15 protein-coding genes and 1 pseudogene are annotated in these 16,186 nt (G+C 57.2%); 1 reads left to right on the forward strand and 15 read right to left on the reverse strand.

The genetic code is table 11. The features are described from left to right. Positions 1-10 precede the first annotated feature (10 nt). The 15 genes and pseudogenes from rnhB to rpsB form a co-directional block, all read right to left on the reverse strand. Positions 11-619, reverse strand: a complete 609-nt coding sequence (gene rnhB, locus BFC21_RS12465) for a ribonuclease HII (protein ID WP_016781993.1) — start codon at positions 617-619, stop codon at positions 11-13. A gap of 11 nt (positions 620-630) precedes the next feature. Further along, positions 631-1,761, reverse strand: coding sequence for a lipid-A-disaccharide synthase (gene lpxB, locus BFC21_RS12470; RefSeq protein ID WP_088378011.1), 1,131 nt, complete (start codon positions 1,759-1,761; stop codon positions 631-633). A gap of 2 nt (positions 1,762-1,763) precedes the next feature. Continuing rightward, positions 1,764-2,540, reverse strand: a complete 777-nt coding sequence (gene lpxA, locus BFC21_RS12475) for an acyl-ACP--UDP-N-acetylglucosamine O-acyltransferase (RefSeq protein WP_088378012.1) — start codon at positions 2,538-2,540, stop codon at positions 1,764-1,766. Beyond that, positions 2,537-2,977: a 3-hydroxyacyl-ACP dehydratase FabZ gene (fabZ, locus tag BFC21_RS12480; RefSeq protein ID WP_016781990.1), complete on the reverse strand. Its 441-nt coding sequence runs from the start codon at positions 2,975-2,977 to the stop codon at positions 2,537-2,539. The genes lpxA and fabZ overlap by 4 nt, the downstream gene beginning before the upstream one ends. 109 nt (positions 2,978-3,086) lie before the next feature. Beyond that, positions 3,087-4,141: pseudogene (gene lpxD, locus BFC21_RS12485) on the reverse strand (UDP-3-O-(3-hydroxymyristoyl)glucosamine N-acyltransferase). 2 nt (positions 4,142-4,143) lie between these two features. Beyond that, positions 4,144-4,647: an OmpH family outer membrane protein gene (locus BFC21_RS12490; protein ID WP_016781988.1), complete on the reverse strand. Its 504-nt coding sequence runs from the start codon at positions 4,645-4,647 to the stop codon at positions 4,144-4,146. Between the two features lie 44 nt (positions 4,648-4,691). Continuing rightward, positions 4,692-7,052 carry an outer membrane protein assembly factor BamA gene (bamA, locus tag BFC21_RS12495; protein ID WP_016781987.1) on the reverse strand — a complete coding sequence of 787 codons (2,361 nt, stop codon included), beginning with the start codon at positions 7,050-7,052 and terminating at the stop codon, positions 4,692-4,694. A gap of 75 nt (positions 7,053-7,127) precedes the next feature. Further along, a complete protein-coding gene (gene rseP / locus BFC21_RS12500; protein ID WP_088378013.1) occupies positions 7,128-8,480 on the reverse strand; it encodes an RIP metalloprotease RseP in 1,353 nt (450 codons plus the stop codon). 43 nt (positions 8,481-8,523) lie between these two features. Next, on the reverse strand, positions 8,524-9,711 hold the full coding sequence (gene ispC, locus BFC21_RS12505; protein WP_088378014.1) for a 1-deoxy-D-xylulose-5-phosphate reductoisomerase: 1,188 nt from the start codon (positions 9,709-9,711) through the stop codon (positions 8,524-8,526). Beyond that, on the reverse strand, positions 9,708-10,514 hold the full coding sequence (locus tag BFC21_RS12510; RefSeq protein WP_016781985.1) for a phosphatidate cytidylyltransferase: 807 nt from the start codon (positions 10,512-10,514) through the stop codon (positions 9,708-9,710). Before BFC21_RS12510 ends, ispC begins: the two co-directional genes overlap by 4 nt. Further along, entirely contained in the window at positions 10,514-11,269 is a 756-nt protein-coding gene (uppS, locus tag BFC21_RS12515) for a polyprenyl diphosphate synthase (protein ID WP_086798511.1), read from the reverse strand. Before uppS ends, BFC21_RS12510 begins: the two co-directional genes overlap by 1 nt. Positions 11,270-11,284: 15 nt before the next feature. Then, the gene (frr, locus tag BFC21_RS12520) at positions 11,285-11,842 is read right to left on the reverse strand and encodes a ribosome recycling factor (protein WP_088378015.1); all 558 of its coding nucleotides are present in this window, start codon (positions 11,840-11,842) and stop codon (positions 11,285-11,287) included. Further along, positions 11,839-12,582: a UMP kinase gene (pyrH, locus tag BFC21_RS12525; RefSeq protein ID WP_003440426.1), complete on the reverse strand. Its 744-nt coding sequence runs from the start codon at positions 12,580-12,582 to the stop codon at positions 11,839-11,841. Before pyrH ends, frr begins: the two co-directional genes overlap by 4 nt. A gap of 208 nt (positions 12,583-12,790) precedes the next feature. Further along, positions 12,791-13,660, reverse strand: coding sequence for a translation elongation factor Ts (gene tsf, locus BFC21_RS12530; RefSeq protein ID WP_083369607.1), 870 nt, complete (start codon positions 13,658-13,660; stop codon positions 12,791-12,793). A 206-nt stretch (positions 13,661-13,866) separates the two neighbouring features. Further along, positions 13,867-14,610 (reverse strand): 30S ribosomal protein S2, encoded by a 744-nt coding sequence (rpsB, locus tag BFC21_RS12535; protein ID WP_016781981.1) that lies wholly within the window; start codon positions 14,608-14,610, stop codon positions 13,867-13,869. Positions 14,611-15,331: 721 nt separating this feature from the next. Here rpsB and map point away from each other — a divergent pair. Further along, complete coding sequence (gene map / locus BFC21_RS12545) at positions 15,332-16,186, forward strand: type I methionyl aminopeptidase (RefSeq protein ID WP_081481070.1); 855 nt, start codon at positions 15,332-15,334, stop codon at positions 16,184-16,186.

Consider the following 16,186-nt stretch of genomic DNA (forward strand, 5'->3'; position numbering starts at 1 on the left):
AGCCTTATGGCTAAAGGCCTTCAAGGGCCTCGTAAGCACGACGCACCGGGCCAAACGAGCGCCGGTGAATCGGTGTAGGCCCCAAGCGCTCAAGCGCTTCAAGGTGAACGGCGGTTGGATAACCCTTGTGCCCGCCAATGCCATAACCCGGGTATTGCAGCTCGAACGCCGCCATCTCGCGGTCACGGCTGACCTTGGCCAGGATCGACGCCGCAGCAATTGCCGGTACCTTGCTATCACCCTTGACCACGGCCTCGGCCGGCATCGCCAGCTTGGGGCAGCGATTACCGTCGATCATCGCCAGTTTAGGGGTAATACTCAGCCCCTCCACAGCGCGCTGCATGGCCAGCATGGTGGCGTGCAAAATGTTCAGTTCGTCGATTTCTTCAACTTCGGCCCGGGCAATGCACCAGCTCAGGGCTTTTTCACGGATTTCGTCGAACAGCTTTTCGCGACGGGCTTCGGTGAGTTTTTTCGAGTCGTTGAGCCCGGCGATAGGCCGATTGGGGTCGAGAATCACGGCCGCCGTTACCACAGCACCGCACAAGGGGCCGCGACCCACTTCATCGACACCGGCCACGAGGTCTTCGACCAGATTGAAGTCCAAGCCGATTTGCATGGTTACTTTACTCATTTGGATTGTGCAATCAGGTCCAGCACCGCTTGGGCGGCCTGATTGGAAGCGTCGAGGCGCAAGGTGCGATGGATTTCGTCAAAACCGCGGGTCTGTTCTTCGCCACCGTCGAGCAAGGGCAGCAAGGTGCGGGCCAGAGCTTCCGGGGTCGCCGCATCCTGCAACAGCTCGGGCACCAGCATGCGCTGGGCCAGCAAGTTGGGCAGCGACACATACGGGCTTTTGACCAGACGCTTGAGAATCCAGAACGTCAGACGCGCCAGGCGATAAGCCACCACCATCGGCCGCTTGTACAGCAAGGCTTCGAGGGTTGCCGTGCCGGATGCGATCAACACCGCATCACAGGCCGCCAGGGCCAGATGGGATTGCCCGTCCAGCAAGGTCAATGGCAGGTCGCGCCCCACCAGCAACTGCTCGATCTGCTCGCGACGGGCAGCATTGGCACAGGGCAGGACAAAACGCACTTCGGGCCGCGCTTCACGGATCTTTTGCGCGGCATCGAGAAACAGCCCGCCCAGCTTGCCCACTTCGCCGCCGCGACTGCCGGGCATCAAGGCGACCAACGGCCCGTCTGGCAGCCCAAGCTCGGCGCGAGCACCGGCCTTGTCGGCCTCAAGCGGGATGGTATCGGCCAGGGTATGCCCGACGAAACGCACGGGAACGCCGTGCTCTTCATAGAATTTGGCTTCAAAGGGCAACAGCGTGAGCATCAAATCGCAGCCTTCGCGGATTTTCAGCACACGCTTCTGCCGCCACGCCCACACGGACGGGCTTACGTAATGCACGGTCTTGATCCCGGCACGACGCAATTGAAGTTCGATATTGAGGGTGAAATCCGGCGCATCGATACCGATAAACACATCGGGTTTTTCGGCAATCAGGGTCTGCACCAGCAGCTTGCGGCGCTTGAGCAGTTCACGCAGGCGCCCCAGCACTTCAACCAGGCCCATGACCGACAGGCGTTCCATCGGGAAGTAGGAGCTCATGCCCTCTGCTTCCATCAACGGACCGCCAACGCCGATAAATTCGATGTCGCCATGCTGCGCCTTGAGCGCCCGCATCAACCCCGAGCCCAGAATGTCGCCCGAGGCTTCACCCGCCACCAGCGCAATACGCAATCTGGCCATGACTAGCGCGTAATGCCGCGAGTGGATGAGCGGATGGACTCTACAAACAGGGCGACTTCCGGGAACTGTGCGGCAGGCTCAGCCAGCTCGGCCAACGCCTGATCAACCGTCAGCCCCTGGCGGTAAACCACCTTGTAGGCACGACGCAAAGCATGGATGGCATCGTCGCTGAAGCCACGACGACGCATGCCTTCAAAGTTCATGCTGCGGGCTTCGGCAGGGCTGCCGAATACGGTGACAAATGCAGGAACGTCCTTGCCGATGGCCGTGCCCATGCCCGAAAAGCTGTGGGCACCGATATGGCAGAACTGATGAACCAGGGTAAAACCCGACAGGATCGCCCAATCGCCCATATGCACATGGCCCGCCAACGCGGAGTTGTTGACCAGGATGCAATGGTTGCCGATGACGCTGTCATGACCGATATGGGCATAGGCCATCACCAGGTTGTGATCACCCAGTGTGGTTTCGGAACGGTCCTGAATGGTGCCGCGATGAATGGTGACGCCTTCACGAATAACGTTGTGGTCACCGATCACCAGGCGAGTTTCTTCGCCCTTGTACTTCAGATCAGGGGTGTCCTCGCCTACCGATGAGAACTGGTAGATGCGATTGTGCTTACCGATCCTGGTTGGGCCCTTGAGAATCACATGCGGCCCAATCACTGTCCCCTCGCCGATTTCCACACCTGCGCCGACGATCGACCAAGGGCCGACCTCGACGTCGTCGGCCAAGATGGCCGTCGGATCGATGATTGCGCGAGGGTCAATCAAACTCATAGTTTGCGTTCCGCACAAATGATTTCAGCCGAGCATACCGGCTTGCCGTCTACCGTGGCCTGGCACTCGAATTTCCAGATCGAACGCTTGCAGCTCAGGAACTTGGCCTCGAGGATCAGTTGATCACCCGGCAGCACGGGCTGACGAAAGCGTAGCTTGTCCGAGCCTACAAAGTAGTAGAGCGTGCCGTCAGCCGGCTTGAGGTCCATCATCTTGAAGCCAAGGATGCCCGCAGCCTGGGCCATGGCTTCAATGATCAACACACCCGGCATGATCGGATGCGCCGGAAAGTGGCCATTGAAAAAAGGCTCATTGATGCTGACATTCTTGTAGGCACGAATGCGCTTGTTCTCGACATCCAGATCCACCACTCGGTCCACCAGCAGGAACGGGTAACGGTGGGGCAGATATTCGCGAATCTCGTTGATGTCCATCATTTCGTGGGGAAGCCTGTAATAAAGATTGGGCGCGCGCGACTAAGGCGCGCTCCTCTAGCAAATCAAGGAAGCAAACCAATGGTTCTGCACGCTTGATATGGAAATTGTATTAGCCTTTTGAAGACGCTTTACCGCCGGGGGTCACTTGTCGACGCGCTTTTCCAGTTGTTTCAACCGTCGGGCGATATCGTCCAGCTGACGAATGCGTGCGGCACTTTTTCGCCACTCAGCAGCGGGCTGCATTGCAGTACCGGAAGAGTAGGCACCAGGCTCGGTAATCGAGTGGGTCACCATCGTCATGCCAGTCAAGAACACATTGTCACAAATTTCGATATGCCCCACCAAACCGACACCACCCGCCAACATGCAGTGCTTGCCAATTTTAGTGCTGCCCGAGATCCCGCAACACGCGGCCATGGCCGTATGGTCACCGACCTGAACGTTGTGCGCGATCTGGATCTGGTTATCCAGCTTGACGCCATTACCGATAATCGTATCGGCCAGGGCACCACGGTCGATGGCGGTATTGACGCCGATTTCGACATCGTCACCGATGGTCACGCCACCGATTTGCGCGATTTTTTGCCACACGCCTTTCTCGTTGGCAAAACCGAAGCCTTCACCGCCCAGCACTGCACCCGACTGAATAACCACGCGCTTGCCGATGCGAACATCGTGATACAGCGTCACCCGTGGAGCCAGCCAGCCGCCTTCACCAATTTCGCAGCGGGCCCCGATAAAGCAATGCGGGCCCACCGTGACACCGGCAGCAATGCGTGCACCGCTTTCGATCACTGCAAACGCACCAATGCTTGCCGCAGGGTCAACCACCGCGTCGGCAGCAATCACCGCCGAGGGGTGAACGCCGGCAGCCGCTTTGGGCTTGGGATCGAACAGGTGGGAAATTCGGGCATAAGCCAGGTAAGGATCCGGTACAACCAGGGCATCACCGGCATACTCTTCGGCGTCTGCAGCCTTGAGCAATACGGCTCCGGCGTGGCAGTCAACGAGGAATTTGCGGTATTGCGGGTTGGCCAGAAAGCTCAACTGAGCTGGGCCAGCCTCTTGTAAAGTGGCTAGCCCAGTGATTTCTTTCTCCGCGGAGCCACGCAAGGTGGCCCCCAGGAACTCGGCCAATTGGCCGAGTTTTATAGTCGCAGTCATAATTACTTCAGCTGATTCATGCGCTCGATAACTTGGCGAGTGATGTCGTACTGAGGTTTAACATCAATCACAGCACCACGCTCGAACACCAGGTCATAGGCGCCTTTTTTGATGACTTCTTCAACAGCGCTGTCCAGTTTCGGCTTCAGCTGTTTCAGCATTTCACGGTCAGCGACGGCTTTGGCTTCGTTCAGTTCCTTGGACTGGAACTGGAAGTCACGGGCCTTTTGCTTGAATTCAAGCTCCAGACGCTCACGCTCGCCCTGCTGCATTTTGTCGCCGCCTTTTACCAGACGGTCCTGAATACCCTTGGCGCTGCTTTCCAGGCTTTTGAGCTTGGTCAGTTGCGGGCCAAATTTCTTCTCGGCATCCACGGCGTAACGCTTGGCAGCATCCGACTCAAGCAATGCCATCTGATAGTTCAGTACGGCAATTTTCATGTCGGCGAAAGCCGGGCCAGCTACCAGTACCGAAGCCAGGAGAACCAATTGAGTCAACTTACGCACGATGCACTCCTAAAAAATCCGTTGTCTGTATCTAAGGTCAGGCTTTAGAAAGTCTGGCCGAGGGAGAATTGGAACACTTGAGTGTCTGCGTCATCCGGTTTCTTGATCGGCATGGCCAAGCTGAAGCTCAACGGGCCAAGCGCAGTCACCCAGGTCACACCAACACCCACAGAGCTGGCCAGGTTGCTGAAACCAATATCGCAATCCTTGGTGTCGCCCTTGCAGTTGGTGTCGAACACGTTACCCACATCCCAGAATACGGAGGTGCGCAGGGAACGCTGGTCTTTCACGAACGGCATCGGGAACAGAACTTCTACACCACCCTGGATCAGCACGTTACCACCGAATGGCAGCGGGTCCTGGTCCGGGTCGGCGATGGTGCCTACGTTACCAGTTACACCCGCACCACGGCTTGGGGTACTGCGTGGGCCCAAAGCGCTGTCCTTGAAGCCACGTACCGAGTTGAAGCCACCGGCATAGTAGTTTTCATAAAATGGCAAGCCTTCGGTCGAACCATAACCATCACCATAGCCCAACTCGGTGTGCAGGCGCATGGTGTAAGTGTCAGTCAACGGCTGGAACAGCTGGGCACGGTAGTCCAGCTTGTAGAACTGCAGGTCACTGCCCGGAATGGTGGTTTCAAACACCAGGCTCTGCGAGCTGCCGCGAGTCGGCAATACGCCCTTGTTCAGGGTCGATTCAGACCAGCCAACCGATGCCTTGAAGTTGAGGTACTTGTCGCCTTCACGGTTTACGAAGTCGAAAATCTCGTCAACGGTGTACTGGCCGGTGCTGATTTCATCCTGCTGTACGGTCAGGCCGTAGGTCAGGCGCGATGTGTCGCTGATCGGGTAGCCCATGGTGATACCAGCACCCAGGCTGTCCACGGAGTAGTTTGCTACGTCAACGTCCAGATCTTTGTAGTCGGTGGTGCGGTAGAACGCGTTGTAACCCAGGCTCACGCCATCAGCTGTCCAGTACGGATCGACATAGCTGAAGTTGTAGCGGCTCTGGTATTCGCTGCGGGTCAGGCCAATGCTGACCTTGTTGCCCGTACCCAGGAAGTTGTTCTGGGTAATCGAACCGCCCAGGATCAAACCGGCGCTCTGGGCAAAACCGACGCTGGCGGTAATGGAACCCGACGCCTGCTCTTCCACTGCGTAGTTCACGTCAACCTGGTCGTCAGTGCCTGGCACTGCCGGCGTTTCGACGTTGACTTCCTTGAAGAAGCCCAGGCGCTCAAGGCGGACCTTGGACTGGTCAATCAGGTAAGTCGACGCCCAGCCACCTTCCATCTGGCGCATTTCGCGACGCAGCACTTCGTCAGCCGACTTGGTGTTGCCGCGGTAGTTGATACGGTTCACGTAAGCACGCTTGCCCGGGTCGACTACAAAGGTGATGGCCACGGTGTGGTCTTCAGGGTTGGGTTGCGGCACGCCGTTGACGTTGGCGAAGGTGTAGCCTTCGTTACCCAGACGACGGGTGATCAGCTCGGAGGTGGTGGTCATCAGCTTGCGCGAGAACACCTGGCCCGGCTGAACCAGCAGCAGCGACTTGATCTGATCTTCCGGGACCTTGAGGTCACCGCTCAGCTTCACTTCGCCGACATTGTATTTTTCGCCTTCATTCACGTTGACGGTGATGTAGACGCTTTTCTTGTCAGGCGTGATCGATACCTGGGTCGAGGCGATATCCATGTTGATATAGCCGCGATCGAGGTAGTAGGAGCGCAGACGCTCAAGGTCACCCGACAGCTTTTCACGCGCGTACTTGTCGTCGTTCTTGAAGAACGACAGCCAGTTCGTGGTTTTGAGTTCGAACAGGTCAACCAGATCGGCTTCAGGGAATACCGTATTGCCCACCACGTTGATGTGCTGGATCGCGGCAACCGTGCCTTCGTTGATGTTGACCTTCAAGGCAACGCGGTTACGCGGCTCGGGCACCACTTCGGTGTCTACCGTCGCCGAATAGCGGCCCTGGGCAACATACTGGCGTTGCAGTTCGTTACGCACGCCTTCAAGGGTGGCACGCTGGAAGATTTCACCTTCGGCCAGGCCCGACTGCTTCAGACCTTTCATCAGGTCATCAGTAGAGATCGCCTTGTTGCCGTCAATGGTGATGCTGGAGACGGAGGGGCGTTCGACAACCGTGATAACAAGCACATTGCCATCACGACCCAGCTGGATATCCTGAAAGAAACCGGTTTTGAACAACGCACGAGTGGAATCCACCAGACGGCGGTCATCCGCTACTTCACCCACGTTCAGAGGCAACGCGCCAAACACGCTACCGGCGGAAACCCGCTGGAGGCCGTTGACACGGATATCAGAGATAGTGAAGGACTCGGCGTGAACTTCGGCGATCATCAGTACGGTGAGAACCGCAGTTAGCAGCAGACGTTTCATGAAGTCCTTTCTTATTCCAACTGGCAATAAACAAACTGCCGCAAAATGCGGCAGATTCGCAATTCAGCGAAGCGTTTACAGACGGCCCAGATCGTTGATCAAGGCAAGCAACATCACCCCGACCACCAAACTGATACCGATCTGCATTCCCCAACCCTGCACCCGATCCGACAAGGGACGACCACGCGCCCACTCGATCAGATAAAACAACAAATGTCCCCCATCCAGTACAGGTATGGGCAACAAATTCAGAACCCCTAGACTGATACTCAGATAAGCCAGGAAATTCAGGAAATCAGCAACGCCCGACTGGGCAGAAGCGCCCGCCACTTTAGCAATGGTTATCGGTCCACTCAAGTTTTTTACCGAGAGCTCGCCGAACAACATTTTCTTCAGCGAGTCGAGCGTCAAAATGCTCATGGTCCAGGTGCGTTTGGCCCCCTCCCCGATTGCTGCGAGCGGGCCATAGCTGACCTCACGGATCATCGCTGGTGGCCAGTCGACACCTTTGACCCCGGCCCCCAGATAACCGGTTGCCGCCTTGCCTTCACCGCGCGCGGCCAGGGTAAGCGGAATATCCAGTTGCACCCCGTCGCGCTCAACATGCACGACAATACGGGCTTCAGGGTGTACGCGAACCCAGTCCACGACCTGCTGCCAGTCCTTGACGGCCTGATCGTTGAGGGCCAACAGTTTGTCACCGGTTTTAAGCCCGGCAGCCTGAGCCGGACCTTTAGGGTCGAGTTCTGCCAGAACGGCCGGCAACTCGGGACGCCAAGGGCGAATCCCCAGCGACTTGATCGGATCCGGCTCATCGGCACCCTTGAGCCAGTCTTTCAACACCAACTGATGGGACGCCTCGGCGGTAGTACCCGGCTCACGCACCACAACCTGCAAGGAGCCGCTTTCACCCAGACGGCGAACCAGTTGCAGATTGACGTTGGACCAGCCTGTGGTTGGCTCGCCATCAATGGATACAATTTCCTGGCCTGCAACCAGACCGGCCTGCGCCGCCAGGCTGCCATCCTCGACCGCACCGATGACCGGCCGCACTTGCTGGCTGCCCATCATTGCCAGCACCCAGAAGAACGCCATCGCCAGCATGAAGTTGGCAATCGGCCCGGCCGCAACAATGGCAATGCGCTGGCCTACGGTCTTGCGGTTGAACGACTGATCGAGCTGGTCGGCAGGCACTTCGCCTTCACGCTCATCGAGCATCTTGACGTAACCACCCAGCGGGATGGCCGCCACGACAAACTCGGTGCCCTGGCGATCATGCCAGCGCAGCAAGGGCGTACCGAAGCCTACGGAGAAGCGCAGAACCTTGACGCCGCAACGGCGTGCCACCCAAAAGTGACCGAATTCATGAAAAGTGACCAGCACCCCCAATGCCACCAGGGTGCCAACAATCATATAGAGCGCACTCATCTACTTTCTCCGCGATTCTGTCCGGTTCCGGCAAACACCACTTTCAGCCGTTACGACCCAACCACTGTTCAGCCAGCATCCGGGCTTTGCTATCGGCGGCAAATACCGCGTCCAACTCGTCGACAGCCACAACTGGCTCGCTGTTCAATACGTCTTCGATAATACGCGCGATCTGCGGATAACGGATTCGCCCGTCCAAAAAGGCGGCCACGGCAACCTCGTTCGCCGCATTGAGCATCGCCGGCGCACTATTGCCCGCCATCGCGGCCTCGCGCGCCAGGCGCAAACACGGGAAACGTTGCTCGTCAGGGCGCTGAAAGTCCAGCCGCGCCACCGCAAACAGGTCCAGCGGCGCTACACCCGAGTCAATCCGCTCAGGCCAGGCCAGGGCATTGGCAATCGGCGTGCGCATATCAGGGTTACCCAACTGAGCCAGTACCGAGCCATCTACATAATCGACCAGCGAGTGGATCACGCTTTGCGGATGGATCACCACCTCGACCTGATCTGGACGCGCATCGAACAACCAGCAGGCCTCGATCAGCTCCAGGCCCTTGTTCATCATGCTCGCCGAATCCACCGAAATCTTGCGCCCCATCGACCAGTTGGGATGAGCGCAGGCTTGATCCGGCGTAACGTGCTCCAGCTCGGCCAACGGCGTCTCACGGAACGGACCGCCAGAGGCAGTGAGCAAAATCCGACGAACACCGACATTGCCCAGGCCGCGGGCAAAATCCTGGGGCAAGCACTGGAAGATCGCGTTGTGCTCGCTGTCGATGGGCAGCAAGACCGAACCGCTGCGACGCACGGCCTGCATAAACAGGTCGCCGGTCATCACCAGCGCTTCTTTATTGGCCAGCAGGATCTTCTTGCCGGCATTCACCGCCGCCAGCGTCGGGCGCAGGCCTGCGGCACCGACAATGGCCGCCATGACTGCATCGACTTCAGGCGCCGAGGCAATCTGGCACAAGCCCTCTTCACCCACCAGCACTTCGGTGTTTAGCCCGGCCGCGCGCAGGCCAGCCTGCAACTGGCTGGCAGCCTGCTCATGCGGGACCACGGCAACCTGCGGGCGATGTTTGACACACAAGGCCAGCAGCTCATCGAGACGGCTGTAGCCGCTCAGCGCGAACGCCTGATAGCGCTCGGGGTGACGCGCAATCACATCCAGGGTGCTCAGGCCGATAGAGCCCGTAGCACCCAGGACAGTAATCTGTTGTGGACGACTCATGAAGCCGCCATCCACAGCAATACAGCAAATACAGGGATCGCCGCCGTCAGGCTGTCGATGCGATCCAGAACACCACCGTGACCCGGCAGCAGGTTGCTGCTGTCCTTGATCCCGGCCTGGCGCTTGAACATGCTTTCCGTAAGGTCGCCGACTACCGATATCAATACGATTACGGCAGCGCCCACCAACGCGGCAAACATCTGCGAAGCGCTCCAGCCACGCACCACCCCGACAACGGCGGTGATCAGCAGGCTCAGCAACAAACCGCCAAAAACGCCTTCCCAGCTTTTGCCCGGGCTGACTTTAGGGGCGAGCTTGCGCTTGCCGAATTTGCGTCCGGAAAAATAAGCGCCGATATCTGCGCCCCACACCAGAACCATCACTGCCATGATCAGCCAGTTGCCAAGCGGCATCGCCTTGATCAGGACCAGACCTTGCCAGGCCGGCAACAGGATCAACAGGCCAATGACCAGCTTGCTGGCAATGCTCGACCAGTGAACGGCCGATTGCGGAAAGGTCAGCACAAAATAGGTCGCTGCCGCCCACCACAATACCGCCGCCCCCAGCACCCAGGGTGCCAGGTCAGGAAAGAGGTGCAGGCCAAACAGCAGCACGGCCACTATCGCAGCAAACAGCACCCGCGCACCTTGCGCCTCAAAACCGGCAAGACGCGCCCATTCCCAGGCACCCAGGGTCACGACCAGGCCAATAAACAGCGCAAAGCCGCTGCCCTCGAGCAGGAAAAAGCCGCACAAGGCAATGGGCAGCAAGATAAGTGCAGTGATGATTCGTTGTTTAAGCATTAAACCCGGGCTCCAGCCTCAACCTGCTCGCTCGTTTTACCGAAGCGGCGCTGGCGAGAAGCGAAATCAGCCAATGCGTGCTGCATGGCCTCGTGTTTGAAGTCCGGCCAGAACAGGTCGGAGAAGTACAACTCGGAATAGGCCAGCTGCCACAGCAGGAAATTGCTGATGCGGTGCTCGCCACCGGTGCGGATGCACAGATCGGGCAATGGCAGATCACCCGTCACCAGACAGGTTTGCAGCAAGCCCGCAGTGATATCCTCCGGTTGCAAGTGCCCTGCCTGGACCTGACGTGCCAACTGCTGTGCGGCCTGTGCGATATCCCACTGGCCACCGTAGTTGGCGGCAATCTGCAAGACAAAGCGGCCTTCGCCCACTGTCATTGCTTCCGCTTCACGCATCGCCTTTTGCAAATCGGGATGAAAGCGCGAGCGGTCGCCAATGATCCGCAGGCTGATCTCGTTTTCGTTGAGGCGCTTGGCCTCACGACGCAGCGCCCTGAAAAACAGGTCCATCAAGGCACTGACTTCAGCGGCAGGCCGCTGCCAGTTTTCACTGGAAAACGCGAACAGGGTCAGTACCTCGACCCCAGCCTCGGCACATACTTCTATGACCGCACGAACCGCATCCACACCCGCTTTATGCCCGGCAACACCCGGCAGAAAGCGTTTTTTCGCCCAGCGATTATTACCGTCCATGATGATCGCGACATGTCGCGGAACAGATGACGGGTCAGCCTGCTTCGTCTTTTCCATAAAACGCCCTGACCCTTATACGGCCATCAGGTCCGCTTCTTTCTGCTTGGTGGCAACTTCGATATCTGCCACGGCCTTGTCGGTCAGTTTCTGGATGTCATCAGCAGCACGACGCTCTTCGTCTTCGCTGATTTCCTTCTCCTTGACCAGATCTTTCAACTGGCTCAACGCGTCACGACGGATATTGCGCACGGCAATACGGGCGTCTTCAGCAGCATCACGCGCCTGCTTGGCGAAAAACTTACGGGTTTCTTCAGTCAGGGCTGGCATGGAGATCAGCAGCAACTCACCCAGGTTGGTCGGGTTGAGGTTCAAACCGGCGCTTTGGATGGCCTTGTCGACTGCGCCCAGCATGTTGCGCTCGAACGCTACAACTTGCAGGGTGCGGGAGTCTTTAACGGTGATGTTGGCTACCTGGCTGATCGGAGTATCCGAGCCATAGTAAGGCACCATCACGCTACCCAGAATGCTTGGGTGAGCCTTGCCGGTACGGATCTGGCCAAATGCATGAGCCAGGGATTCCAGCGACTTCTGCATGCGCGTTTGAGCGTCTTTCTTGATTTCGTTGATCATTGTTGACCTTCCTCGATCAGAGTACCTTCAGCGCCGCCGTGGACAATATTGAGCAGGGCGCCGGGCTTGTTCATATTAAATACACGCAATGGCATTTTGTGGTCGCGGCACAGACAGATGGCCGTCAGATCCATAACACCCAGTTTGCGATCCAGCACTTCATCGTAAGTCAGATGATCGAACTTCTCGGCATGCGGGTCTTTGAATGGATCTGCGGTGTACACGCCGTCAACCTTGGTTGCCTTGAGCACGACATCAGCGTCGATTTCGATAGCACGCAAGCAAGCTGCCGAATCCGTCGTAAAGAAAGGATTACCGGTGCCTGCAGCGAAAATCACCACATCTTTGGCATTCAGATGGCGCATGGCCTTACGACGATCGTAATGATCGGTCACACCCACCATGGAAATGGCCGACATAACGATGGCGGAGATATTCGCACGTTCCAGCGCATCGCGCATGGCCAGGGCGTTCATCACGGTAGCCAGCATGCCCATATGGTCGCCAGTCACACGATCCATACCGGCGGCGCTCAATGCGGCGCCACGGAACAGGTTGCCACCACCAATTACCAATCCTACCTGAACGCCGATGCCGACCAACTGGCCCACTTCCAGCGCCATGCGGTCGAGTACCTTGGGGTCGATCCCGAACTCTTCAGAGCCCATCAGGGCTTCGCCGCTTAGCTTGAGTAGAATGCGTTTATAGCGAGCTTGATAACCACTGCCCTGCTGAGCCATTGCGAATCTCTCCTGCCGCGTTTTATAGATAATCTGTGCGAGGTCATTTTTCAACCCGCGCTTGTTCTAACTGTGGCACTGCACAGCAGCACCATCGGAACACGAATTTGCAAACCGGTTCCGCCGAGAAGGAAAAATCCCCTCCCATTTGAAAAGAGGCTGCGCGCGTGAGCGGGCAGCCTCTTCGGGTCGACAGTTTGGAACCGTCTTATTGCTTGCTGGCAGCCACTTGAGCAGCAACTTCAGCAGCGAAGTCGTCAACTGGCTTCTCGATGCCATCACCTACTTTGAAGTAAGTGAAGGAAACGATTTCAGCGCCGGCTTTCTTGGCCAGGTCACCGACTTTGATTTCCGGGTTCTTGACGAAAGCTTGTTCAACCAGGCTGGCTTCAGCCAGGAACTTGCTGATACGACCGGCAACCATTTTTTCAACGATTTCGGCTGGCTTGCCTTTGATCTTGTCTTCGTTGAGGCTCATGAACACGGTTTTTTCGCGTTCGATGGCATCAGCGGAAACTTGCGATGGCAGCAGGAACTCAGGGTTGCTTGCAGCGACGTGCATGGCGATGTCACGAGCCAGCTCGGCGTTGCCGCCTTTCAGAGCTACCACAACACCGATCTTGTTGCCGTGCAGGTAAGCGTCAACTACGTCGCCTTCGATGCGCGCCAGACGACGAATGTTTACGTTCTCGCCTACTTTACCCACCAGAATCAGACGAGCTTCTTCTTGAGCGGCGATCAGCGGAGCAACGTCGGTCAGCTTGTCAGCGAACGCTTTTTCAACGCTGTCGTTAACGAAGATTTTGAAGTCTTCTTGCAGAGCCAGGAAGTCGGTTTGCGAGTTGACTTCCAGAATTACAGCCGACTTGTTGTCGTCTGCAACTTTAACTGCGATAGCGCCTTCAGCAGCAACGTTACCTGCTTTTTTGGCTGCCTTGATGGCGCCCGAAGCACGCATGTCATCAATGGCTTTTTCGATGTCGCCGCCAGCCTTGGTCAAGGCTTTCTTGCAGTCCATCATGCCTTCGCCAGTACGCTCACGCAGTTCTTTAACCAACGCTGCAGTAATCTCTGCCATTTCAAAATTCCTCTTGGATAGGTTTTCAACCATTCCACCCGACCGAACGGGCGTTCAATTCGTTTGAAGCGCACCCCGAATCAACCGTGCAGGTCGCCATCTGATACAGATACAACAAGCAGGGTTACAACAAATGGATTTCGAGGTGGCAAAAAGGGGGCCAAGCCCCCTTTTTGCGTACTGAGTAAACGCTAGGCGTTAATTACTCAGCCTTCAACTACCGCTGCAGCTGGAGCTTCTTCGACGAAAACGTCGGTGCCGCCAGCAACGTGGTTACGGCCTTTGATCACAGCATCAGCCATCGCACCCATGTACAGCTGGATAGCGCGGATTGCGTCATCGTTACCCGGGATGATGTAGTCAACACCTTCTGGGCTGCTGTTGGTATCGACAACGCCGATTACCGGGATACCCAACTTGTTAGCTTCGGTGATCGCGATACGCTCGTGGTCAACGTCGATAACGAACAGAGCGTCTGGCAGACCGCCCATGTCCTTGATACCACCCAGGCTACGATCCAGCTTCTGCAGATCGCGAGTGCGCATCAGCGCCTCTTTCTTGGTCAGCTTGGCGAAAGTACCGTCTTCTGCCTGGATTTCAAGGTCACGCAGACGCTTGATCGAAGCACGAATGGTTTTGAAGTTGGTGAGCATGCCGCCCAACCAGCGGTGATCGACGTACGGCGAACCGCAACGTGCTGCTTCTTCAGCAACGATCTTGCCAGCGGAACGCTTGGTGCCGACGAACAGAATCTTGTTTTTGCCCTGGGCCAGACGCTCTACGAAAGTCAGAGCTTCGTTGAACATTGGCAGGGTTTTTTCAAGGTTGATGATGTGAATCTTGTTACGCGCGCCAAAGATGTATTTACCCATCTTCGGGTTCCAGTAACGGGTTTGGTGACCGAAGTGCACACCGGCCTTCAGCATATCGCGCATGTTGACTTGGGACATGATAGTTCCTTAATAAGTCGGGTTAGGCCTCCACGTATCCCAACGACCAACCAGCAGCTTCAAAGCTGAAGGCACCCAGGTCATCGTGTCGACACGTGTGTGGGTTTGTGCTCTGCGGGCTATACCCGCAAAGCGGCGCATTTTATACCACAAGATGCGTAAAAAACGAAGCGTGAATTCAGACTTTATTGCCAGGCCTTTGCCTGGCAAGGGTTTGCGCCAGTTTTGCACTTGCCGCTTGCCCGACAATAACTGCAATACCGCGTACATATCCAGCATTCGCGCCCAACTGGCATTATGGTTTCGCTCTTACAGCGAGTCACTTTTTCCAAACGCCGAAAAAGTAACCAAAAAGGCTTGCCCCTGGCGTACGGCCTTCGCTGCGCTCAGGTTCCCTCGCGCAGGTTTAGCTCCGTGGGCACGCCGCCACGGGCCATCCTTGGCCCATCGCGGCTCTCCCGGCATCCATGCCGGTCGACCCACTACGCAGAACCTCCTCTCGGCCTCCCGATGGGGCAGGTAGATCAAAATCAAAAGCCAAATCAAAAACAGATCCAAAGCAGATCCAAAGCAGATCCAAAGCAGATTAAAAACAGGTGCTTTGGCCGCCCGGCTTTTTTGCCCTGGCCTTGGAATAGAACCAGAATGCTCCTATCTATTAAGAGAAGCGATGGCTACAGGCCCACGACTAACGCCGACCGTCTGTTAGAATCGCTCTTTTATGACGGCGTGCCACGATTCACAGCACGCCCGCAATCCTGATGATGAGCGCCAACGCGCGAAGAGAGCCCGAATGACCGTCACCCTCAAAACCCCCGAGGACATCGCGAAAATGCGTATCGCCGGCAAACTGGCCGCCGAAGTCCTGGAAATGATCGCCGAATACGTCAAGCCCGGCGTCACCACCGAAGAGCTGGACCGCATTTGCCATGACTATATCGTCAATGTGCAAAAGGCCATCCCTGCCCCGCTCAACTATAAAGGCTTCCCCAAGTCGATCTGTACCTCGATCAACCATGTGGTATGCCACGGCATCCCGGGCGACAAGGTCCTGAAGGACGGCGATACCCTTAACATCGACGTCACTGTGATCAAGGACGGCTATCACGGCGACACCAGCCGCATGTTCCACGTCGGCAAGGTACCGGTATGGGCCGAGCGCCTGTCGCAAGTGACCCAGGAATGCATGTACAAGGCCATCGAAATCGTCAAGCCGGGCTGCCGCCTGGGCGATATCGGTGAAGTGATCCAGAAGCACGCTGAAAAGAACGGTTTTTCTGTAGTACGCGAGTTCTGCGGCCACGGTATCGGCAAGGTGTTCCACGAAGAGCCGCAGATCCTGCACTACGGCCGCGCTGGCACCGGTATGGAACTCAAGGCCGGCATGACCTTCACCATCGAGCCGATGATCAACCAGGGCAAGGCCGACACCAAGGTGCTGGGCGACGGCTGGACCGCCATCACCAAGGACCGCAAGCTGTCCGCTCAGTGGGAACACACCCTGCTGGTCACCGACACCGGCTACGAGATCTTCACCCTGCGCAGCGATGACACCATCCCCCGCGTTTCGGCCTGA

Source organism: Pseudomonas sp. TMW 2.1634 (genome assembly GCF_001703595.1).
Taxonomy (GTDB): domain Bacteria; phylum Pseudomonadota; class Gammaproteobacteria; order Pseudomonadales; family Pseudomonadaceae; genus Aquipseudomonas; species Aquipseudomonas fragi.

Excerpts from the sequence above, each read along its gene's own strand:
- lpxA (WP_088378012.1), bottom strand. The coding sequence starts at position 2,540 with ATGAGTTTGATTGACCCTCGCGCAATCATCGATCCGACGGCCATCTTG.
- frr (WP_088378015.1), bottom strand. The coding sequence starts at position 11,842 with ATGATCAACGAAATCAAGAAAGACGCTCAAACGCGCATGCAGAAGTCG.
- rnhB (WP_016781993.1), bottom strand. The coding sequence starts at position 619 with ATGCAAATCGGCTTGGACTTCAATCTGGTCGAAGACCTCGTGGCCGGT.
- lpxB (WP_088378011.1), bottom strand. The coding sequence starts at position 1,761 with ATGGCCAGATTGCGTATTGCGCTGGTGGCGGGTGAAGCCTCGGGCGAC.
- map (WP_081481070.1), top strand. The coding sequence starts at position 15,332 with ATGACGGCGTGCCACGATTCACAGCACGCCCGCAATCCTGATGATGAG.
- rpsB (WP_016781981.1), bottom strand. The coding sequence starts at position 14,610 with ATGTCCCAAGTCAACATGCGCGATATGCTGAAGGCCGGTGTGCACTTC.
- BFC21_RS12510 (WP_016781985.1), bottom strand. The coding sequence starts at position 10,514 with ATGCTTAAACAACGAATCATCACTGCACTTATCTTGCTGCCCATTGCC.
- ispC (WP_088378014.1), bottom strand. The coding sequence starts at position 9,711 with ATGAGTCGTCCACAACAGATTACTGTCCTGGGTGCTACGGGCTCTATC.
- pyrH (WP_003440426.1), bottom strand. The coding sequence starts at position 12,582 with ATGGCTCAGCAGGGCAGTGGTTATCAAGCTCGCTATAAACGCATTCTA.
- rseP (WP_088378013.1), bottom strand. The coding sequence starts at position 8,480 with ATGAGTGCGCTCTATATGATTGTTGGCACCCTGGTGGCATTGGGGGTG.
- fabZ (WP_016781990.1), bottom strand. The coding sequence starts at position 2,977 with ATGATGGACATCAACGAGATTCGCGAATATCTGCCCCACCGTTACCCG.
- uppS (WP_086798511.1), bottom strand. The coding sequence starts at position 11,269 with ATGGAAAAGACGAAGCAGGCTGACCCGTCATCTGTTCCGCGACATGTC.
- tsf (WP_083369607.1), bottom strand. The coding sequence starts at position 13,660 with ATGGCAGAGATTACTGCAGCGTTGGTTAAAGAACTGCGTGAGCGTACT.
- bamA (WP_016781987.1), bottom strand. The coding sequence starts at position 7,052 with ATGAAACGTCTGCTGCTAACTGCGGTTCTCACCGTACTGATGATCGCC.